The 21,168-nt window shown below is 64.6% G+C and carries 17 protein-coding genes and 7 pseudogenes; 5 read left to right on the top strand and 19 right to left on the bottom strand.

Going from position 1 to position 21,168, the window contains the following annotated elements; genetic code table 11:
• Positions 1-76: 76 nt before the first annotated feature.
• Positions 77-686, bottom strand: a pseudogene (locus Q1B08_RS19140) (IS3 family transposase); the annotation flags it as partial.
• Positions 687-726: 40 nt separating this feature from the next.
• Between Q1B08_RS19140 and Q1B08_RS19135 the strand changes: the two are divergent.
• Positions 727-1,122: pseudogene (locus Q1B08_RS19135) on the top strand (transposase); the annotation flags it as partial.
• Between the two features lie 33 nt (positions 1,123-1,155).
• Here Q1B08_RS19135 and Q1B08_RS19130 read toward each other — a convergent pair.
• Together Q1B08_RS19130 and Q1B08_RS19125 are read right to left on the bottom strand one after the other, a co-directional pair.
• Positions 1,156-1,347 (bottom strand): hypothetical protein, encoded by a 192-nt coding sequence (locus Q1B08_RS19130; RefSeq protein ID WP_299822337.1) that lies wholly within the window; start codon positions 1,345-1,347, stop codon positions 1,156-1,158.
• A 406-nt stretch (positions 1,348-1,753) separates the two neighbouring features.
• Positions 1,754-2,032: a transposase gene (locus Q1B08_RS19125; protein WP_299822343.1), complete on the bottom strand. Its 279-nt coding sequence runs from the start codon at positions 2,030-2,032 to the stop codon at positions 1,754-1,756.
• Between Q1B08_RS19125 and Q1B08_RS19120 the strand changes: the two are divergent.
• Positions 2,006-2,173: pseudogene (locus Q1B08_RS19120) on the top strand (IS21 family transposase); the annotation flags it as partial. The gene Q1B08_RS19125 and the pseudogene Q1B08_RS19120 overlap by 27 nt on opposite strands.
• Positions 2,174-2,227: 54 nt before the next feature.
• Here the strand turns inward: Q1B08_RS19120 and Q1B08_RS19115 are convergent.
• Together Q1B08_RS19115 and Q1B08_RS19110 are read right to left on the bottom strand one after the other, a co-directional pair.
• Positions 2,228-3,536 (bottom strand): annotated as a pseudogene (locus tag Q1B08_RS19115) (IS256 family transposase).
• A gap of 120 nt (positions 3,537-3,656) precedes the next feature.
• Positions 3,657-4,132, bottom strand: a pseudogene (locus Q1B08_RS19110) (IS21 family transposase); the annotation flags it as partial.
• Between the two features lie 265 nt (positions 4,133-4,397).
• Between Q1B08_RS19110 and Q1B08_RS19105 the strand changes: the two are divergent.
• Both Q1B08_RS19105 and Q1B08_RS19100 read left to right on the top strand, forming a co-directional pair.
• Positions 4,398-6,896 carry a cation:proton antiporter gene (locus Q1B08_RS19105; protein WP_299822334.1) on the top strand — a complete coding sequence of 833 codons (2,499 nt, stop codon included), beginning with the start codon at positions 4,398-4,400 and terminating at the stop codon, positions 6,894-6,896.
• Between the two features lie 125 nt (positions 6,897-7,021).
• Positions 7,022-7,207, top strand: a complete 186-nt coding sequence (locus tag Q1B08_RS19100; protein WP_299822331.1) for a hypothetical protein — start codon at positions 7,022-7,024, stop codon at positions 7,205-7,207.
• On the opposite strand, the gene Q1B08_RS19095 is transcribed toward Q1B08_RS19100, so the two are convergent.
• From Q1B08_RS19095 to Q1B08_RS19050, 10 genes and pseudogenes are all read right to left on the bottom strand, one after another.
• On the bottom strand, positions 7,198-8,661 hold the full coding sequence (locus Q1B08_RS19095; protein WP_299822328.1) for a mannitol dehydrogenase family protein: 1,464 nt from the start codon (positions 8,659-8,661) through the stop codon (positions 7,198-7,200). The genes Q1B08_RS19100 and Q1B08_RS19095 overlap by 10 nt on opposite strands.
• 14 nt (positions 8,662-8,675) lie before the next feature.
• Complete coding sequence (locus Q1B08_RS19090) at positions 8,676-9,449, bottom strand: L-iditol 2-dehydrogenase (protein WP_299822326.1); 774 nt, start codon at positions 9,447-9,449, stop codon at positions 8,676-8,678.
• Entirely contained in the window at positions 9,446-10,450 is a 1,005-nt protein-coding gene (locus tag Q1B08_RS19085) for an ABC transporter ATP-binding protein (RefSeq protein ID WP_299822324.1), read from the bottom strand. Before Q1B08_RS19085 ends, Q1B08_RS19090 begins: the two co-directional genes overlap by 4 nt.
• A 13-nt stretch (positions 10,451-10,463) precedes the next feature.
• Entirely contained in the window at positions 10,464-11,294 is an 831-nt protein-coding gene (locus tag Q1B08_RS19080) for a carbohydrate ABC transporter permease (protein WP_299822322.1), read from the bottom strand.
• 12 nt (positions 11,295-11,306) lie between these two features.
• Positions 11,307-12,179 carry a sugar ABC transporter permease gene (locus Q1B08_RS19075; protein WP_299822320.1) on the bottom strand — a complete coding sequence of 291 codons (873 nt, stop codon included), beginning with the start codon at positions 12,177-12,179 and terminating at the stop codon, positions 11,307-11,309.
• A gap of 69 nt (positions 12,180-12,248) precedes the next feature.
• Positions 12,249-12,788 (bottom strand): annotated as a pseudogene (locus Q1B08_RS19070) (extracellular solute-binding protein); the annotation flags it as partial.
• Positions 12,789-13,036: 248 nt separating this feature from the next.
• Positions 13,037-14,527 carry a cation:proton antiporter gene (locus tag Q1B08_RS19065; RefSeq protein ID WP_299822318.1) on the bottom strand — a complete coding sequence of 497 codons (1,491 nt, stop codon included), beginning with the start codon at positions 14,525-14,527 and terminating at the stop codon, positions 13,037-13,039.
• 224 nt (positions 14,528-14,751) lie between these two features.
• Complete coding sequence (locus Q1B08_RS19060) at positions 14,752-15,723, bottom strand: IS481 family transposase (protein ID WP_299822315.1); 972 nt, start codon at positions 15,721-15,723, stop codon at positions 14,752-14,754.
• A 224-nt stretch (positions 15,724-15,947) separates the two neighbouring features.
• Positions 15,948-16,580: a trimeric intracellular cation channel family protein gene (locus Q1B08_RS19055; protein ID WP_299822313.1), complete on the bottom strand. Its 633-nt coding sequence runs from the start codon at positions 16,578-16,580 to the stop codon at positions 15,948-15,950.
• Positions 16,581-16,795: 215 nt separating this feature from the next.
• A pseudogene (locus tag Q1B08_RS19050) lies at positions 16,796-17,152 on the bottom strand (transposase); the annotation flags it as partial.
• On the opposite strand from Q1B08_RS19050, the gene Q1B08_RS19045 reads away from it, so the two are divergent.
• Complete coding sequence (locus Q1B08_RS19045) at positions 17,100-17,228, top strand: hypothetical protein (RefSeq protein WP_299822346.1); 129 nt, start codon at positions 17,100-17,102, stop codon at positions 17,226-17,228. The pseudogene Q1B08_RS19050 and the gene Q1B08_RS19045 overlap by 53 nt on opposite strands.
• A gap of 290 nt (positions 17,229-17,518) precedes the next feature.
• Here Q1B08_RS19045 and Q1B08_RS19040 read toward each other — a convergent pair whose 3' ends face one another.
• From Q1B08_RS19040 to Q1B08_RS19025, 4 genes are all read right to left on the bottom strand, one after another.
• Complete coding sequence (locus Q1B08_RS19040; protein WP_299822311.1) at positions 17,519-18,253, bottom strand: amino acid ABC transporter ATP-binding protein; 735 nt, start codon at positions 18,251-18,253, stop codon at positions 17,519-17,521.
• A complete protein-coding gene (locus Q1B08_RS19035; protein WP_299822310.1) occupies positions 18,250-18,924 on the bottom strand; it encodes an amino acid ABC transporter permease in 675 nt (224 codons plus the stop codon). Before Q1B08_RS19035 ends, Q1B08_RS19040 begins: the two co-directional genes overlap by 4 nt.
• Positions 18,925-18,932: 8 nt before the next feature.
• Entirely contained in the window at positions 18,933-19,697 is a 765-nt protein-coding gene (locus Q1B08_RS19030; protein WP_299822308.1) for an amino acid ABC transporter substrate-binding protein, read from the bottom strand.
• Between the two features lie 500 nt (positions 19,698-20,197).
• Positions 20,198-20,599: a recombinase family protein gene (locus Q1B08_RS19025; protein ID WP_299822340.1), complete on the bottom strand. Its 402-nt coding sequence runs from the start codon at positions 20,597-20,599 to the stop codon at positions 20,198-20,200.
• Positions 20,600-21,168 lie beyond the last annotated feature (569 nt).

Here is a 21,168-nt window from a genome sequence, read left to right as displayed (position 1 = left end):
CCGCGCGAACATGCGCAATCCGCGTGGCCGCTCCCAAAATAAACCGGGAGCTGGGAAATGCATAAGACAAGAGGGGGACATGGTTCGGTCGCTCCGGCCGCAGACGGATGCAGGACCCGTCACCCAGCCAGAGCCAACCCTTCTTGGGTTGCTTCCGGGGAACCTTCAGCCCCTCCCGCCGCCAGATCCGCTCGACCGTTGCCCGGCAGGCGATTTGCAACGCAAATCTGCCGAGAGGGGCGCTTCACGTTCACGACCCAGCCGGCATCCCGCAGCATGGCCGCGATCCGGCGATAGCCGTAGCGCCCGTATTGAGACGCAAGCGCCACGATGTCCGCGGTCAGGGCGTCCTCGTCGGCTCGTCCTCGCGGAATCTTTCGCTGCGTCGAGCGATGCTGTCCGAGAACGCGGCAAGCGAGGCGCTCCGAGATGCGGAACTTCTGCCGAACGTGATCGACGCAAGCACGGCGGCGGGCGGGGCTCAGAAGTTTTGCTGACGCAGACCTTCGCTTCCCGAGGCAGCCCCCGAAGGATCAGCTTCTCGATCGTCAGATCGGAAACGGCCTTCCGCAGCCGCTCCCTCGCCATTGGGCTTGAACCAATGGCACCGCAATGGCTCGATCCTTCTCGAGTTCCTTCAGCCGCTTCACCTGGTCGGTCTTCAGTCCACCGAACTCCTTGCGCCATCACGTCGAAGAGCCAGGTGTCGCGGCTCTGCGAGGAGATCGGCGAGCGGGTGCGGCGCCGATCTTCGACGACCTCGAGGCTTGGCTACACCTCCAGCTGCCATCCATCTCGGGGAAGTCGCCGCTGGCCATGGCGATCCGCTACGCCCTCACCCGCCTGAAACGGCTCAGGCCATACCTGTACCACGGCTCCCTCGAGATCGACAACAACACGGCCGAACGTGCGATGCGATCCGTCGCTATCGGCCGAAAGAACTATCTCTTCGTCGGCTCGCTCACCGGCGGCCGCGCCGCCGCCATCGCATACACCCTCATCGAGACCGCCAAGCTCAACGGCGTCGATCCTCAAGATTGGCTCGCCGATACCCTCGCCCGCATCCCCGACTACAAGATCACCCGCGTGGATGACCTGCTGCCTTGGAATGCCACCGGGTAAGGGCGGTCAGACTGGACGCTTACGGAAAAGCGATCATCGGCCGTCGATAACCGGAAGCAGCCGCGCCAGCGCCTCCGGGTCCACGTCGATTGGCACCACGAGGCACCGCCCGTTCCCCAGAACGATCTCAAACTTGTTCTCCGGGCTCGACGCCCGGGACGCCTCGATGGCCGATGCCGGCGTCGCCGCAGCAATCGCGACCGGCGTGAACATCGGCGTGCGCATTGCCCGGAGTTCACCACTTCGAAATTACCGCCGCCATGTCGTCAACAAGGACCGGGAAACCCCGTGGCGCTGGCCTGGCGATGCCCGACGAAGCTCTCCTTCACGATCCGCAGCTTGTCCGCATCGCTCCAGTGCCGGCGCCGCACGCCATCCGCCGCGGAAAGAACTTCAATCCCGGGTCTGAACGTAAGAGCGGCCATAAGGGCGGGCGTATCACTGCCGCCAGAAAGCTGTCAGACAGTCCCCCCAGATGCTTACGGCTGACCAGTTCGTCATTCGGTAGCGGATCGGAGAAGGGGCGGACATACGCCTGAACGTAAGCGAGGCCTACACGCCATTCCATTCTGATCTCGTCGTTGCTCTGCTAATGAGGGATATTACTGTGCCATCTAAAGCATCGGACCTTTTACGTGGGCGCATAGCCTGCATGACGGAGGTGGTTTTGGCACTTATCCGCGTCGAAGAGGCCGCAGATGGCGCCGAGAGCGATGATGAGGTCATCAAAAGTTCGCGCTCCGATCCGGCGGAGATGGGCCTTCAACTTGGCGAAGGCCATCTCGATGGGATTGAGGTCTGGAGAGTAAGCCGGGAGGAACAGGAACCAGCAGCCTGCCCGGCCCGGGGCGTCCGCCGCGGCGGGCACCTTGTGGGTGGAGAGGTCTTCGAGGAGTTGACGCGTCGGTATCCCGGTCTTTCAACCGGCGTCCGGCGTCCGCTGGAGCGGCGTATTCGCCAGTGGCGCGCGCGGCACGACCCGAAACGGGAGGTGATCTTCCGCCAGACCCATGAGCCGGGCCGGATGGGCTTGTCCGACTTCACCGACATGGCCGGTTCCGGCGTGAGGGACTGTCGGATAGTTTGTGTGCGAGGCCGGTTCTCGTCATTGGCTGACGAATTTCTCGCCGAACATGACGGCGAATTCGGTTTTTTGCCTCGGTCCATTCCCGGGGCGGGCGTTTCCAGTCCTGAGCCGCGCGATCGAGAGCCAAGTATAGCGGCTTCGTTGCGGCTTCGTCATTGGGGAAGTGGCCGCGTGCGCGCACCGCCCGTCGCAGCTTCGAGTTCAGCGCCTCGATGGCGTTCGTGGTGTAGATGATCCGGCGCATACCCTCGGGAAATGCGAAGAACGGGATGACCGGATCCCGGTTCCGCCGCCATGCGGGGTCGATCGCGGGGTATTTCGTACCCCACGGGCCGTCCTCGAAGGCGTCCCGTGACAAGGCGGCTGCATCGGCGTCCTTGGCCCGGTAGACGGCCCTGAGCGCCTTCTCCGACCTGCTTGCGGTCCTTCCGGCTGGCGAAGTTCATCGAATGACGGATCAAATGCACGATGCATGTCTGGACCACAGCGTCGGGGAACACGGCATTGATCGCTTCGGGAGTTCGCGCCGGTTCGCCGCAGGCGGCAAACCGTCCGGGGGACGGTTTGAGGCAAGAACGGGCGGAGCCCCCTTCAGGCCGTCCATTGCCCGGCAGGGCATCGCGCAGCGATGCACGAGAGGAGACGACGGCGACGAGGATGTCGCCCAGGCCACGCGCTTTCCGCTCGTTCATCACCCGCAGCCAGAATCCGGCATTTTCGGTCTGCTCGATCCACAGCCCGAGAATGTCCTTGGTGCCGTCCGGTAGAATGCCGAGCGCGATGTGGACCGCCTTGTTTCGCACAAAGCCTTCGTCGCGGATCTTCACCCGGATCGCATCGAGGAAAACCAGCGGATAGCAAGTGTCGCGAGGCCGGTTCCGCCATTCCGCCACCTCCTCCAGCATCGCGTTGGTCACCGCCGAGATCAGGTCCGGCGACACGTCGATGCCGTAGAGTTCCTCGAGATGCATCCCGATCTCGCGCACGCTCCTGCCGCGCGCATACATCGAGATGACCTTTTCGTCGAAATCGGGAAACCGCCGCCGATACTTGGCGATCAGCTTCGGATCGAAGCTGTCGTCCCGATCACGCGGGATACCAGCGTCACCTTCGACGTGCCCGTCAGCATCGTCTTTTTCGACACGCCGTTACCGTGGTTGCCCGCCACCCGACCGGCATCGCCGACCAGATGCTCGTCAAGCTCGGCATTCAGAAGCCGCTCGGACAACGCCTTCTTCAACTCATCGACCAGCCCGTCCTTCGCAAACAGGTCCTGCGGGTCGCGGTCAGCCAGAAGCTGGTCCAGCAGATCCTTCTCGATTGCCATGTGATGCTCCTCTTCGTTCCATCATCATGGCCTCGCACACAAGATTCCTGACAGTCCCCTAACGTCGCCGCCGCAGCCGATGACCACCCGGTCTACATAGCCCCTGATCCAGACATCGCGATGACCGCCGGCCCACGCCCCCGCCACCGCCGCCGGGTAGGCGCGGACGTAACAGGCGTCGCTGTGCGGCAGGTCGAAGGCGAAGAAGTGCGCCTGTCTCGCTCGACACCGACGATCACCACCAGCGCTTCGCCGAAGTCCGCTTGGGCATGGCCGAACGCATGGCGCAGCGGCACGAACATCCCCCGGCCACGCCGCTGATGCTCTCGCAGGTAGCCTGTGATGATGGTATATCCGCCGGTGAACCCATGCTCATCCCGCAGCCGGTCAAGGACACGCTTCGCCGTGTGCCGCTGCTTGCAAGGCCGATCCGCGCCCTCCCGCAGCCATTGATCGATGACATTGGTGAACCCGTCCAGCTTCGGACGCTTGACCGGTGCCGTCCTTCGGTAGCCCGGCGGCACCGAGTAGACGATCATCTTGTCCACGCTGTCGCGCGAGATCCCGAACTGTCGGGCGACGGCCCGCTTGCTCATGCCCTGCCTGAAATAGGCGTGTCGCACCTTCCGATACAGTTCCACGGTGAAAATACCCCCGCCTCCCTGCTGCCAGAAAGGGCAAAAGTGGCCGACTCTTACGCCGCCCGCAGCGAGATCATCCCGTCGCTACCGCGGCCGACTTTCTCACCGCCGTTCTCATCTGAGCCCTACGGGCAAAAAGATCGGTACGGAGAAGACGATTCCGGCAGCCTGATGGCCCTGCGTTATTCACGCCAGGGTCCGTCTCCACTAATCGGAGACCATGGACATCGTCGTAATCACCGCGATTATCGCCTCGCTCTTCCTCGTCATCGGTCTTGCCGAGCCGTTGGCGGCGCGACTTCGACTTCCCTACAGCGTCATCCTCGCTGCGATCGGCATAATGATTGCCTCGGGAGCGGTCTACTTCCTGCGCACCGACTTGACGGACACGCTGAACCCGATCGCGAGCGCGATCCTGACCTTTCCGATCCGCTCGAACGTCTTCCTCTACGTGTTCCTGCCGACATTGCTGTTCCAGGCGACGCTCGGAATGAACCTGCGACGAATGCTCGACGATGCCGTGCCAATCTTCGTCCTCGCCATCGTGGCCGTCGTGGTTGCGACCTTTGCTGTCGGCTACGCCCTGTTCTGGGCCAGCGCCTTGCCCCTGGTCGCCTGCCTTCTGCTGGGGTCCATCATTTCCACGACCGATCCGTCTGCAGTCGTTGGTATCTTCCGGAGCCTGTCGGCACCGCGGCGCCTCGGCCGGATCATCGAAGGCGAGAGCCTCCTGAACGACGCCGCCGCGATCGCGCTGTTCGGCCTGTTCCTCGCCTTCGTCCGCTTCGGTGAGGCGGACCCGTCGCTGGCAGATGCCTTCAGCCGGTTTCCGGTGCTTCTCTTCGGAGGAGCGCTCGTCGGCTGGATCACGGCACGGATCGCCGTCTGGACCATGAGCTGGTTCTCGCAGCACGAATTGGCACAGATCTCCATTTCTGTCGCTCTGCCCTATCTGGGCTTTATTTCGGCCGAACAGCTTGTCGGAGCCTCCGGCGTGATAGCCGTGGTCACTGCTGGTCTTACACTGAACCTCACGGGCCCGGGGCGACTGCAGCCGCAGACATGGACCAATCTCCGGGAGGTCTGGAATCTCCTGGCGCACTGGTCCGGCGCACTTATCTTCGTGCTCGCCGCGCTGCTGATCCCGCGTCTCCTCGAGGATATCCGGCCTAGCGATCTGATGTTGCTGCTCACGGTGATCGGTGCGGCGATCTTCGCGCGCGCCGTGATCGTCTCCGGTCTGATGCCCCTGCTGTCGCTGATGCGCCTGTCTCCACGCATCGCGCGGCCGTACCGTATCGCGATCCTGTGGGGCGGGCTGCGCGGGGCCGTGACCTTGGCGCTGGCGCTGGCGGTAACGGAAAGCGTTCAGGTTCTGCCGGAGATAAAACGCCTCGTCGGCATCCTCGCGACCGGCTTCGTGCTCTTCACGCTCATCGTGCAGGGCACGACGCTGCGTTGGGTCATCGGCCGGCTAGGGCTCGACCGTCTCGGCCCGGTCGACACGGCACTCTCCAATCAGGTCATCGCCGTTGCCCTCCAGAGCGTCCGGGAAGACGTGGCAACCGCGACCGAGAATTACGGCCTGTCTCGTGACATCGTGCGGTCGGAAGCCAAGACATTTGCCACCCGCCTCGACGAGGCGATGAAGGCGGCGGAAGACGGCGAAGAGATCCTCGTCCGCGACCGGATTACCCTCGGTCTCATCGCGCTCGCCGGTGCGGAGCGCGACATGATCCTGGAACGGTTCCGCGAAAGGTCCATTTCCAATCGGCTTGCGGAGCAGGCTCTGGCGAATGCGGACCGGTTGATCGAGACGACGCGCACGGGCGGGCGGATCGGCTACCGGAGCGCTTCGCGACGAAGTCTCGAGTTCGGTCCCCGCTTCAGATTTGCGATCTGGCTTCACAACCGCCTGCGTGTCCCGGGCCTGCTTGCGCAATTGACCGCGGATCGGTTCGAACTCCTTCTCGGCCAGCGCCTGATCCTGCGGGACCTGCATACGTTCATCGACACGCGTATCCGCCGCATCCACGGGCGCAGGGTAGCGGAGTTGCTTCACGAACTGCTGGAACGGCGCTCCGAAGAGGTCGAGCAGGCGCTCGAGGGTTTGCGCCTCCAATACCCCGGCTACGCCGAAGAGCTGGAGCGGCGCCTCATCCGCCGGACCGCGCTCCGGGTCGAAGAACGGGAATACGAAGCACTGCGTGAGGACGGGCTCATCGGACAGGAGCTGCACCATTCTCTCCTGCAGCAGATCCAGGCGATGCGCAGCGCTGTGGAAGCGCGGCCTGCGCTCGACCTGGCCGTTCAGAAGGCGGAACTCGTCCGGCAGTTTCCCCTCTTCGCGGAGCTGGACGACGAAGTCCGGCATCGGCTGAGCAAAGCTCTTCTCACGCGCTACGTGAGCGCCGGCGAGATCATCCTTCGCAAGGATGAACCTTCCGAAACTGTCTTTTTCATCGCGTCGGGCGCGGCGGAAACCGAAACCGCCGGTCACCGTCATCGGCTTGGCCGGGGGGAGATGTTCGGTCAGCTTTCGATGCTGAGCAAACGTCCGCGGCGCACCCAGGTCCGCGCCATCACCCCGGGGGTGGTTCTGATGCTCGACGAAGGGCGGTTCAGGAAGCTTCTCAAGAGAAGCCCGACGCTGCAGGAAGCCGTCCGTGAAAGCGCGATCAAGCGTGGGATCGAACCCGAGATGCTGAGTGTCTCGTAGATTGGAAGTCCAGCTATCCGCTCATAGCGAACTCTTGCCGCACAAGGCGGTTCGCCGACCTTCGCGGCCGCCTCGCCAAGACCGACGGGGTCGACGCGGAGGATCTCGCCAAATTCGCGGCCGTCATGACGCCCGCACCGATGGCGTTGCCATCGGAGACGATGGCACGAAGCACGGAGATCATCGTCACGCGGCGCCAAATGATCGACGGCCGTCTTGCGCTGGAAAGTCAGCGTTCGCAGGCCTCGCTGGATCCGGGTAAGAACCAGCTCGAAGAACGGATCACGACGTTTGCGGTTCGTTACACATAGGCTTTCAGCGCCGCCCCGGTCCCATCCGTCCAGATCTGGCGCAGCCAGCGCCCGAACGGTTCGGCAAGTCGCGGCTCCCGGGCCAGGTCGCCATAGACCCATTCCTGTTCCAGCCACGAGGCGGGACGGGCCTTCGCCTCCAACGCGGCCCTTGCCAACGCCTCCCAATGCGGATCGTTGGACGAAATCGCGCTCCCGTCCTCGCGGGTGCCGGCGCACATGCGGCACCAGAGCGCCTCGGCCAGCGCCAGACCCTCCACGGGCCGGCGGGCGGCGATGCGCTCGCGGATCATCGGCAGCAGGAAGCCCGGATGGCGCGACGAACCGTCGAAGGCCACGCGGCGCACGGTGTCCAAGATCCGGGGGTTGGCGAACCGTTCGGCGATGCGTTCGGCATAGGCGGCAGGCGTCATGCCGGGCACGGCGCCGACCTGCGGCGCGATCTCCTCGGACTGGACACGGCGGAAGAAGCTGGCGATCAGCGGATCGGTCATGCAGTCGGTGATCGTCTCCCTGCCCAAAAGCTCGCCGGCATTGGACAGAAGCTGGTGTCCCGCGTTGAGTATGCGAATCTTCATCACCTCGTAATCATGCACGCGGTCCGAGAAGGTCGCGCCGGCCCGGTCCCAGTCAGGGCGTCCGTCGCAGAAATCGTCCTCGATCACCCATTGGCGGAAATTCTCGTGGGTGACCGGGGCGTCGTCGGCGATGCCGAGCGCGCGGACCAGCTCAAGTTCCCTGGGTCCGGTGGCGGGCACGATGCAATCGACCATCGAGTTGGGGAAACGCGCCTCGGCCTCGATCCAGTCGGCGAGATCCGGATCGGAGAGCCGCGCCAGCCCGGTTACGGTCTGGCGCAGGACGGCGCCGTTGCCTTGCAGATTGTCGCAGGAAAGGCCGGTGAACGGGCGGTGGCCGGCATCGCGGCGGGCGCGCAGGGCGGCCAAGATGGCGCCGAAGGCGGTGCGCGGCGTGTCCGGGTTGCCCGCGTCGTGGCGGATGTCGACGTGTCGATCGTCGAGGGCGCCATCGGCGCGGCGATAGTAGCCGCCCTCGGTGACGGTGAGCGCGACGATGCGTATGGCCGGGTCCGACATGACGCGGATCAGGGCGGCGTTGTCCGGCTCGACGGGCAGGAAGTCGATCATCGGCGCCGTCACCTCGGCGGAGATGCCGGCCGGGTCGAGCTCGATCAGCGTGCTGAGGCAGTCCTGCGCCAGAAGCCGCTCGCGCATCGCGGCATCGGGCGCGCGGACCCCGGCGCCGAGGATCGCCCAGTCATGCGCCGCGCCCTGGTCCATCAGCTGGTGCAGATACCAAGCCTGGTGGGCGCGGTGGAAATTGCCCAGGCCGATATGGACGATGCCGGGGCTCAGATCGTCCCGCGCGTAGGAGGGTCCGCGGATGGCTGGCGGCAGATCCGGCAGGGTCGCGAGAGAAAGCGGGACGGTCATGAAACCTCCTCGGGTCAGCTCATCCACTGGCCGCCATCGACATTGTAGCATTGCGCCACGACGTAATCGGACTCGGGCCCGGCCAGGAAGATCGCCATACCGGTCATGTCGCCCGGCACGGCGAAGCGGCCCGCCGGCACGCCGGCCTCGACCTCGGCCTTCTTCTGGCCGGGCGACTTGCCCTCGAGCCTGGCGAACATCGCGTCCACATGCGTCCAGTGATCGCCCTCGACCACGCCCGGCGCGATGGCATTCACGTTGATGCCGTGGCTAATCAGGTTCAGGCCCGCCGATTGGGTCATCGAGATCACCGCCGCCTTGGTCGAGCAATAGACCAGCACCAGTGGCTCGCCCCGGCGGCCCGCCTGACTGGCCATGTTGATGATCTTGCCGCCCCCGCCCTGGGCGATCATCTGCCGGGCAGCGGCCTGCATGGTGAAGAGCGTGCCGGCGACGTTGACGGCATAGAGTTTGTCATAGCTTTCGCGGGTGATGTCCACGACCGGCGCGGCGTCGAAGAGGGCGGCGCTGTTGACCAGGATGTCGAGCTTGCCGGCCCGCGCGGCCACCGCGGCGACGGCGGCGTCGATGCTGTCCTGACGCGTGACGTCGAGCTCCAGCGCATAGGCGCCCTCGCCGATCTCTTCCGCTGCGGCCTCGGCGGTGCCCGGATTGATGTCGGCCACCGCCACGCGCGCGCCCTCTCGCACGTAGGCGGCGGCGAAGGCCCTGCCGATGCCGCGGCCGGCGCCGGTGATGAGCGCCGATTTCCCTTCCAGCCGGTTCATGCGATGCGAAGTCCCTGCGCGTCGAAGCGGTGGATCTTGTCGAGTTGCGGCTCAAGATGGATGGTGTCGCCGTGGCGTAAACCAACCTCGCCGCCGGCGCGCACGGTCATCGGCTCTTCCATCTCGTCCACATGGACGTGGAAGAAGGTGTCCGAGCCCAGATGCTCCGACACGCCGATTTTGCCGGCAAAACTGCCGCCTTGGTCCACCACGTCCAGATGTTCGGGCCTTATGCCGATGGTGGCCGCGTCGTGGCGCTTGGCGACGGCGCCGTTTATCAGGTTCATCCTCGGGCTGCCGATGAAGCCCGCGACGAAGATGTTGCGCGGGGTCTTGTAGAGCTCCAGCGGGCTGCCGACCTGCTCGATATTGCCGGCGCGCAGGACCACGATCTTGTCGGCCATGGTCATCGCCTCGACCTGGTCGTGGGTGACGTAGATCATCGTGGTGTCGAGCCGCTTGTGCAGCTCGGAGATCTCCAGCCGCATTCCCATGCGCAGCGCCGCGTCGAGGTTCGACAGCGGCTCGTCGAAGAGGAAGGCGGCCGGCTCGCGCACGATGGCCCGCCCGATGGCCACCCGCTGGCGCTGACCACCCGAAAGCTGGCCGGGCCGGCGGTCGAGATAATCGGTCAGGTTCAGCACCTCGGCCGCCTTTGCGATGCGGCTCTTCTGCTCGTCCTGGCTCATGCCGGCCATCTTCATCGGAAAGGCGATGTTCTTGCGCACCGACATATGCGGGTAGAGCGCGTAGGACTGGAACACCATGGCCAGCCGGCGCTTGGCCGGCGGCAGGTCGGTGGCCGGCTCACCGTCGATGCGGATCTCGCCGCCCGACACGTCCTCCAGCCCGGCGATCAGACGCAGCAGCGTGGACTTGCCGCAGCCCGAGGGGCCGACGAAGACGACGAACTCGCCATCCTCGATCGTCAGGTCCAGCGGCGGGATCACCTCCACCTCGCCGAACTTCTTTTGCACCTTTTCCAAAGTGATGCGTCCCATCGGACAGGTCTCCCTATTTGACCGCGCCGAAAGTCAGGCCACGGACGAGCTGTTTCTGGCTGAACCAGCCCATGATGAGGATCGGCGCGATGGCCATGGTCGAGGCCGCGCTGAGCTTGGCGTAGAACAGACCCTCGGGCGATGAGTAGCTGGCGATGAAGGCGGTGAGCGGCGCGGAATTGGCGGCCGTCAGGTTCAGCGTCCAGAACGCCTCGTTCCAGGCGAGAATGATATTGAGAAGCATGGTCGAGGCGATGCCCGGCACCGCCATCGGCATGAGAACGTAGATTACCTCGGATTTCAGCCCCGCGCCGTCCATCCGCGCGGCCTCTAGGATCTCGCCGGGGATCTCCTTGAAATAGGTGTAGAGCATCCACACGATGATCGGCAGGTTGATCAGCATCAGAACCGCCACCAGGCCCGTGCGCGTGTCCAGCAAGCCCCAGTCGCGGAAAATCAGGAAGAGCGGGACCAGCACGCCCACCGGCGGCAGCATCTTGGTGCTGAGCATCCACATCAACACGTTCTTGGTCTGCCTTCCGGGCACGAAGGCCATGGCCCAGGCCGCGGGGATCGCGATGATCAGGCCTATCGCCGTGGAGCCCACGGAGATGATGACCGAGTTCCAGAAATGCCGGAAATAGTTCGATCGCTCCTGCACGTCGCCGTAATTCTGAAGCGTCCAATCGAAGGCGAACCAGATAGGGGGGTCCGCGATGGCGGCGGTCTCGGTCTTGAAGCTGGTCAGGAAGGTCCACAGGATCGGAAAGAAGATTAGCAGGCCGATGATCGCCGCGACGCCCGTGTTGAACGCCTTGCGGCCAGGTGTGATGGCACGCGCCATGTGCGGTCCTCCTCAGGCGTCCAGGTTCTTGCCGATCATCCGCATCAGGAAGATCGCGACGATATTGGCCAGGATGATCGCAACCACCCCGCCGGCGCTGCCGGTGCCCACGTCGAAGCGCAGCAGGCTCTCGGCGTAGACGAGATAGGTCAGGTTGGTCGACGCGACGCCCGGCCCGCCGTTGGTGGTCACGAGGATCTCGGCGAAGATCGACAGCAGGAAGATCGTCTGGATCAGCACCACCACGGTGATCGCGCGCGCCAGATGCGGGACCACGATATAGATGAAGCGCGAGACGGCGCTCGCCCCGTCCATCTCGGCCGCCTCGATCTGCTCGCTGTCGAGGCTCTGCATCGCCGTCAGCAGGATCAGCGTCGCGAAGGGCAGCCATTGCCAGGCGACGATCCCGATGATCGAGGCCAGGGGCGCCGTCGACAGGAAGTCGAAGGGCTGCAACCCGATCGCGGTGAACAGATGCGCGAAGAGTCCGTTCACGGGGTTCATGAACATGTTCTTCCATACCAGCGCCGACACGGTGGGCATGACGAAGAACGGCGCGATCACCAGAATCCGCCAGATGCCGGGCAGGAACATCTCCTGATCAAGCAGGAGCGCCAGCAGCACGCCGCCGATCACGGTGATGAGCAGCACGCCACCGACCAGCAGCAGCGTGTTGATCAGCGCCGTCTTGAAGGCGGGATCACTCAGAAAATAGGAGTAGTTCTCGAAGCCCACGAAGGGGTTTTCGCCGGGCATCAACAGGTTGTAGCGCAGAAAGGAGAAATAGAGCGTCATCCCCAGCGGGATCAGCATCCAGCCCAGAAGCAGGATCACCGAAGGAGAGATCATCAGTCGCGCCGCTGCGCGGGAATGCTGGGTCGCCATGCGCTCACCTGTCTACCGAAGGGGAGGGATCGGGGCGACGACGGGCGCCGTCCCGGCCTTGGTCTCGCGTCAGTCGAAATATCCCGCGCGGCTCATCTCGCGCTCGGTCAGGCTCTGGGCCTGCGCGAGCGCCTGCTCGGCCGTGCTCTGCCCGGCCAGCGCCGCCGACATCACCTGTCCGACCGCCGTGCCGATCCCCTGGAACTCGGGGATGGCGACGAACTGACCGCCGGAATAGGGCGTCTCCTGCACAGACTGGTTCTGGGTGTCGGCCGCCTGCATCGCGTTCAGCGTCATCTCGGCGAAGGGGGCGGCGGACCGGTATTCCTCAGTCGCGTAGAGCGATTCCCGCGTGCCCGGAGGCGCGTTGCGCCAGCCCCGCTCGGAGGCGACAAGCTGGGTGTATTCCTGCGAGGTGGCCCAGGCGACGAAATCCTTGGCCGCGTCCTGCGCATCCGACGAGGACGGAATGCCCAGCGACCAGGCCCAGAGCCAGTTGCCGCGGTTGTCCAGCCCTTCCTTGGCGGGGAAGGTCGCGAAATCCACCTTGTCGGCCACGGTCGAATCCTCGGGGTCGGTCACGAAACCCGCCGCCACGGTGGCGTCGATCCCATCGGGCACGTCCCGCCGGTCGAAGCCGAAGCGGTCTGCAACGACACGCTGGAGACCGCCGGCATGGCAGCGTAGAAACCAACCGAAATCACCTCCGACAAACGCGGGACGGTTCGGTTTCCCGATTGCGGTGGATTCCGTTGCAGATCAATTTGGCGCACGGGCGAGTTCCGCTGCACATTTGACCGAACGCTTCACGCGACCATCGACGCGGCAGAGAGAAAAATGGCCAGTACGCCTTCAGGTCACGGGTTCGGCGGGCCCGCGCCCGGCAGTGACTCGTCCTCTTCCGCCCGAGAGGCCAGGTCGACCTCCCGCAGCATTTCGATCAGGACTTCGTCCCCGATCCGGTCTTGCTCCCGAAGCCGGAGGAGCGCCTGTCGCGCCGCGTCGAACCCGTTCGCGTGTTCCGCTCCGGGCCGCGCGAGCGCGCCCTCCGTGGCGTGCCGGGCTGCGGCCTCCTCGCGTGACTGCTCCTCGCCGGTCGACAGCGAGGCGTAGGTCGCGACCCGGTTCAGGGTCAGGCCCTGTAGGAGGATGGACCCCACGATGGTGAGCGCACCGATCACCAGGATCAGGTCGCGATCCGGGAAAGGCGTACCGTCCGGGAGCGCCTCCGGCAGCGAGAGAGCGAGGACGAGGCCGATGACCGACCGCGTGGAGGACCAGGCCATCACGCCGGCCACCGGGACACGCGACGTGCCCTCCGGACGGCGCCGGGACAGGAACCGGCTTATCGGCGGCGCCGCGGTCGAAAACCAGGACATGACGAACTGGACGACGAGTACGAGCGCGAGAATGGCAACGGCGGCGGCCGCGACGTGCGGCAGAGGCTGATTATCCAGGCCTGCGAGCGCCTGCGGGAGGGCGCGCCCCGCAAGGAGGAAAAGCACGCTGGAGACGATCAGGCTCACCTCTTCCCAGAAGGCCACGGCGTTGATCCGCGCCTCCGAGGACGAGATCGGGGCGCCGGAGCGGCGGTCTACCCGGACCGCGGAGACGGCGAGGGCCGCCGCCGTGATCGTCGCCACGCCCGACACGCCGAGCGCGGTCGCCGCGAGTGAAGCCGCATAAGGCGTGACGATGGACACGGCGATCTCCACGGGGGCCGGATCGATGCGGGTCCTGAGACGGACGATGGCGCGGCCGATCAGTATGCCCAGGGCGACGCCAACGCAGAGGTCGAGGACATAATGTTCGAGGAGACGGAGCGGAGCGAAGCGGCTCTCCTGCGCTGTGTCGATCAGAAGCCCGAAGGTGGCCAGAGCGAGGAGCCGCGCCACCAGTTCGCGCGCCTTCAGGCTGTCGGACAGTGCGCGTGGCACGTGCGGGCGGCCGTCCGCCTCGTGGAAAAGACGGGTGTCGAAGACTGCGGTCACGACACCCAGCAGCAGCGCCGTCGTCCACGACAGGCCCGGCAGGACGACAAGCGCGACGGACGCCACCGCCACGACCGTTGTCGGCACCATGAACGCGCCGACGAGCAGGCCCGGAACCCACGTGAACCGCAAAAGGTGCCACGAGACCCTGACTGTCGAGGCGTAAAGGAGCGGCGGAAGGAAAAGGGACTGCAGTAACTCGGAATCAATCGGCGCGTCGGGAAGGCCGGGCAGGGCCGTCGACAGCAAGCCGACGCCGAAGAGAACAAGCGAGGGCGGCAGGCCCATTCCCCGGGCGAGCGCAAGGACCGGCCCGACCGTCACGAGGATCAGCGCGACGAAATGGTAGATGTTCATAAGAAGTAACGCCGATCCGACGTGACATCCCGGGATGTTCGAGAGGGAGCGAAGTCGTCCGTCATCCGAAGGCCTGCCTGCGTGACGTCCAGAGCCGATCCGAGGCATGACAGGATCACGGGGCTAGAACAACACGTGGCAGCGACGGAGGTAACGGCTCGACTTTCGCTAACTTGCGCCGCCCGACCATACAGCCGCCATGGTCGCTGCGCCCCGTGAACTAGCTAGGTGTTCAGTCCCGGCATTTTGTGGATCGGATTGAGGATGAATCGATCCGGCTCTAATGTCCAGATTTTGCAGATATATTCGTAGGGCGTGAGGCCGCCGAGGGTCTTGAGCCTGCGAGCGAAGTTGTAGGCTGCCATGAAGTCGCCAAGGTGCGTGCGCAGCTGGTCGTGGCTGTCGTAATGATAGCGCTTTACGGTGGCGTCTTTGATCGTCCGGTTCATCCGTTCGACCTGGCCGTTGGTCCAGGGATGGTTGGGCTTGGTGAGCCGGTGCTCGATCCCGTTGGCTTCGCAAATCATGTCGAAACGCATCGGCCGGGAGAGGATCGTGTTCCTGTTCCGCGGCTGCTCGGCGAACTGGATGCCATTGTCTGTGAGGATCGTGTGGACGTGATAGGGCACCGCCTCAAGCATATGCTGGAGGAACTCCCACGCCGTTTTCCTGTCAGCTTTCTCGACGAGCTGTGTGACCGCGAACTTGCTGGTTCGGTCAATGCCCACGAAGAGGTAGAGCTTTCCTTCCGTGGTCTGAACCTCGGCGATGTCGATGTGGAAGAACCCGATCGGGTAGCGCTTGAACTTCTGCCGCTTTGGTTTGTCCCCCTCGACGTCCGGTAGGCGTGAGATGCCATGCCGCTGCAGGCACCGGTGCAGGCACCGGTGCAGCGCCGAGCGCGTCAGGTGCGGGATCGTCGGCTGCAGGGCATAAAGGCAGTCGTCCAGCGGCAGTAGCGTGTGACGCCGGAACGCGACGATCATTGCCTCCTCTGCCTCGGTCAGAACCGTAGAGCGCGGCTCCTTTGGGCCGGTCTTCAGATCCTCGACTGTCGCCCGCTTCCGCCACTTGGCGACCGTCTTGGGATTGATCCCCAACTCGCCGCTTAGCTGCGCGAGCGAAGCTTGCGATCGCTGTATTGCAGCTCTGACGGCGAACGTGGTCGTGGCGCTCCCGTGACGAACCTGTCCCATAGGGCTTCCTTCCATTCCTTCGAAAGGATCACACCATCAAACCGTGGGATCAAACACCTAGGCGGTGAGTGCTACAGGAAGTGCGACTTTCCGGCGGGACTTCGGGGCAGCCCTGAGTTCTCATCGATCTTCAAAGGCAATGATCCGCGACTTCGATCAGTTGATCGAACCGCAGGAGCCGTTGACGACAGTGTCTGAACGACCCTGGAGCTGGCGCCGCTGGGTCAGTACAGGTTCCCGGGAGGACGCCCGGGCCGGGATTTGTAGGCGGGCAAGGTCCAGCCGAAACGAAGCCCGCCGCCACGGACCGCGAAGGCGACGAGAAAGCCGGTTCCGACGGCCAACGAGCGGGACATCCCTCCGCCATAGGCCGTCACGAAAACCACCGCACCCGCCATCGCAGCCGCCACATAGATCTCCTGCCGCAGAAGGACGGAGGCTTCGCGGGCCAGCACGTCCCGGAAGATGCCGCCCAGCGTGCCGGTGATCATGCCCATGACCACGGCGACGGTCGCGGATTCGGTCACGATGAATCCCTTGTAAGCTCCGAAGACGCCATAGGCCGCCAAGGCCACGGCATCGAGCCACAGCAGCAGCCGGTATCGCGATTCGAGAAAATGGGCCGTGAAGTAGATGATGATGGCGGTCGCGGCGCAGACCAGGATGTAGAGATGCTGCTCGACCCAGAACACCGGCACGCCGAGGATGAGGTCGCGGACGGTTCCGCCACCGATCCCGGTGACCGCGCCCAGAAACAGGAAGCCGATGATGTCGAGCTGCTTGCGCGAGGCCGCCAGCGACCCCGTCGCGGCGAAGAGCGCCACGCCGGCATAGTCCATGAGATCGACCGTGCTCATCTTCTTCCCCCCAGCTTGGATGACCCCGCGCCCGTCCTTCGACGCGCGGATGGCGCGGATGCTTTCCATCGGGGAATGGTTCAGGAACGTAAACACGGATAGATTCGAATGCGGGGTCAATCCTCGGAGCGGCTCGAACCCGGCCGGATGTTCGTCGCGGGGCTCTGTTGCGCAAATCGTTTGACGGACGGACTTTCCCCTTTCCCCGTTTGACGTCAGCCGACGGGCTTCGTGACGGGGATGCCGGGCGCTGTGAAGCGGTTGAGGATGGCGATACGGACTTGGATCTCGGCGATCTGACGGTCGAAGTCCGGGACATGCGCCTTTGGCCGAGCAGTTTCGCTTCGCGGACCTTCGGTTCATGCAGCTCATCCTGGTCTCGACGCGGCTCCGTCGACGGTAGCCGGACCATTTGCGCCAGAGCGTTCGGCCGAGGCGCTCGATGGCGCGCAGGGCCTCGTTCCTCGCTCCCGCCCCGGGCTGCCCGTCTTCCAGGGCTTTGCGTTCCGGCGGGGCGGGATGATCGCTTTCGCTCCACGGTCTGCGATGGCGTCGCCGCAGGCGCGGCCGTCGGCCTTCGAGGCGGCGGTCGAAACCATGGGCTGGCTTCGGGCGATGCTGTCAGTCATCGTCATCGACCGCAACTAGGCGCATTCGACCAAGCCGATCTGGAACTTCGGCGGCGCGCTCAGAGCCTTCACCAAACGCTACCTGCGCGGAAACCTTGATCTCGGGGCCAGCATCTTCGGCATCTGGGGTCGGAAGGGCAGGGTCTATCGAGGGGGAACGATAGCGGCCGAAGGCTGAAGGCCCGCCCGCCGACGGCGTCGCGATTGGGATGGTTGCCAGCAGCAGAAATATTGAACGGAACGTATCACCGCGCCGGTGGGTCAGCGTGCCTTCGGATCGTCGCCCATAAGCGCCGCGTTGGACCCTCATCAGGTCGTTGTTCGGCGCAGGAATCGTCGCAGGCGCTCGTCTTGCGGCGCGTCGAGGATCGCATCTGGCGGTCCTTCCTCGACGATGCGGCCGCCTTCCATGAAGAGCACACGGTCGGCGATCTCGCGGGCGAACTGCATCTCGTGGGTGACGATGAGCATGGTCTGCCGCTGTTCGGCGACCTGCCGCATGAGGTCGAGCACTTCTCCGACCCATTCGGGATCGAGCGCCGAGGTCGGCTCGTCGAAGAGCATGAGGTCGGCGCCGATGGCCATCGCCCGGCCGATGCCGACGCGCTGCTGCTGCCCGCCAGAGAGCGCCGCGGGAAAGCTGTCCGCCTTCTCGGCAAGCCCTGTCTGGCCCAATACATCGAGCGCGCGTCGCTCCGCCTCCGCCCGCGATTGGCCCTGCACGGTGACGAGGGCCTCCATGATGTTATCCTTTGCCGTCTTGTTGGCGAAGAGGGCGTAGTTCTGGAACACGAAAGACGTGGCGCGACGCAGTGCGAGGATGTCGCGATTCGAGGCGCGGGCCGCATCGACGTGCACGTCACCTATTTCGACGCGGCCTGCATCGGGGCGGTCGAGGAAGTTCAGGCAGCGCAGCAGCGTCGACTTGCCGGTGCCCGAGGGACCGATGATCACGACGCGCTCGCCATCCGAGATGTCGAGGTCGATCGCGTCGAGGACCGCGGTGTCACCGAACCGCTTGGTAAGGCCGCGGATCGAGATCATCGTGCGTACGCCCTGTTGAGCCGGATCTCGAGCTGCTTCTGGCCCTGGTTCAACGTCTCCACGATGATCCAGTACAGGAGCGCCACCACCAGGAACGCCTCGAAGTAGAGGAAGCTTCCCGAGGCCTCCTTCTGTGTCGCGCCCATCATCTCGGTCACGCCGAGGGTGAAGGCCAGCGACGTGCCCTTGATCATGTCGATGAAGTAGTTGACCAGCGTCGGCGCCGCGATCCGGCCTGCCTGCGGCAGAACGATCCGGCGCATCATCTGTCCTTGCGTCATGCCGATGGACTGCCCGGCCTCCCACTGGGAGCGGTCGACACCGGTGATCGCGGCACGGATCGCCTCGGCCATGTAGGCCGAGAAGTGTAGCGTCAGCCCCATGATCGCCGCCGTCACGCCGTTGATCTGCGTCAGGAACGCCACGACCTGAGGCAGCCCGTAGTAGAACAGAAAGAGCTGCACCAAGAGCGGCGTACCGCGGAAGAAGCTGATGAACAGCACCACCAGCCAGTCCAGCCCCGGCACACGGACCACCCGCTCCACTGCAAGGAGCGAGGACAGCACGAGCGCGCAAACCATCGCGACCGCCGCCATGAACAATGTCAGCGGCACGTAGCCGAGGATGACGGGCACCAGCCCCAGCATGTAGTCGAGGTCGAGTCCCCGCATCGGTCAGGTCACTCGGACGCGGACGTGGTGATGTCGCTGTCGAACCACTTTTGCGAGATCTCCCGCAGGGTGCCGTCCTCCTTCAGCGCGGAGAGCGCGGCGTCGACCCGGTCGCGCATGGCATGCCCGTTCTCGTCGTCTCGGAAGGGCAGGGCGTTCCGGATCTCCGAGAACGGCTCGCCGGCCAGTTGCAGCGGCAGCGGGCTATTCTGGATAACCTGCGCCGAGGAGACCCGGTCCATCACGAAGGCGTCCACGCGCCCGAGCGCGGTGTCCTGCTCGATGTTGGATTCGTAGGTCCGGATGTCGATCTCGTCCGCGAAGGGCAGGTCGCGCAGGAGCTGCTCGAAATTCGAGCCGAGATTCACCGCCACCGTCTTTCCCCGCAGATCCTCGACGCCCTCGATCTCTTCGTTGCCATCCTTCGTGACCACCTGCGCGCCGTCGATGACGTAGGGCTGCGTAAAGGCAAAGGCCGCCTCACGCTCGGGCGTGATGGTGATCTGGTTGGCGATCGTGTCGATGCGACCCGCTTCGAGCGCGCCGACGAGTCCCGAGAAGGACATGGTCTCGAACACGATGTCGAGGCCGGCTTCCTCGCCGACGGCGTTCATCACGTCCACCTCGAAGCCCTGCAATTCGTCCTGACGCACGAAGGTAAAGGGGAAGTATCCGCCCGACATGCCGACGTGCAGGACCTCATCGCCCTGCGCGATGGCCGCGCCTGACAGACCTGCTACCGCAATCGCAGCGGCAGTGATCGTTCTCAACATCACGAAACTCCTTGGTAGCTGGATATTGCACGTGCCGTTCGGCTGCCGCGAGTTCAATGCGCTTTGGCGAAATAGGTTCGATGTTCCGGGCGACGAGGCGATGGCCGAGACGGCGTCCTTCTCGGCGTCCACAGCAAAGATGGTCGTTCTGCGGTGCCCGGCGCTGCTTGGGTCCCGATCGGTCGCCCTCACGTATCGGTTCGTCGGGTGCCAGAAATCGTTTCCGCGCATTGAGCTATCCTGTTTCCCGAGGCTGACTTACGATTGGCGATCCGGGTGGGAGGGGCAGCGAATGGGAACGTGTTGTATCAGGGCTTGGGAAACGTAATTGCCGAGGCCTTCGAACGGGCGGGGATGCAGGCGCTCAAGGCCCGAACCAGCGCCCGTGTCCACGCGGAATCCAGCCGGGACGGTATCTCATCGCATGGCTTGAACCTGGGCGTCGAGGTTCTCATCTGCGGTGGAGGTGTGGGCGTATTCAATCTTTGCTGCTGAATTGTTCATTTTGGGATCGCGTGGGAGTCTCTGCAGGATTGTACGCTAAAAGGACGATCGATCTCGGGTCCGCCTTCGGTGATGGCGGCCAGTTCTCGGTAGACGGTCGATCGGCCCAGTCCGACCTGTCTGGCGACCTTGGTGGGTGACATGCCGCTCCCGACGAGCGTCAGCGCGGCCTGTAGCTTCTCGCGATCGAGGCCGGGCCCACCGGGCTTCTTGCCCTCCGCGCGGGCGGCGGCGATACCGTCGCGAGTTCGCTCGGCGATGAGGTAACGCTCGAACTGGGTGATGGCCCTGAAGACATGGAAGACGAGTTCATCAGCGGCCGACGAGGTGTCGGTCATATCCTCGAGCGAGGCGAGGGCGATGTTGCGCTCTTTAAGCAGCTCGACGATTTCCAGCAGCTCGCGCAGCGAAGTTGGTCGCGTTCACCGATGAGGGATTGAAGAGAGCTGAGAAACTTCTGAAGCAGTTGGTCGGCAAGGTATCCGATCCGGCGCCGTAAGCGGTCCTACGCGAGTCACCTTGGTGTAGGCTTTCGTACTGTCCTACAAACGACCGGTCTCTGGCCGATTGCGGAAGACCGTACCTTTCGAGCGGGTGTCGGCGTCAGTCCGAATCCCGGCGGTATACAGCCCATGTCCGCCGCGACCGCTGCCACTCCCAGGGCGACCTCCGCCCACGTGGATGGCGACACCCGCATGGCGACCCGTTTGACGGCGTGTGCCAGCAGCGTTTCGGGTCTCCGAGGCCGTTCTGGATCAGCCTAGACGCGACCGCGCTAGTGCCAGGCCCAGGTCGCCGGCGATCTTCTGGGCAAATGCCGCAACGAGCGACCGGCATTTGTCCGAAGCGATTCGATCGCGCCCAACAGGGAGCCGGTTCCCGTAGCCGCCGGGAGTGTCAGGAGTTCTGTGTATCCGGCGGCCGGTCCGGTTACGTGGCGGCCGCTCTCAGCCCCTGACGGGGGAGA

Source organism: uncultured Jannaschia sp. (assembly GCF_947494025.1).
Taxonomy (GTDB): domain Bacteria; phylum Pseudomonadota; class Alphaproteobacteria; order Rhodobacterales; family Rhodobacteraceae; genus Jannaschia.
This window is presented reverse-complemented; position numbering and strand designations above follow the sequence as displayed.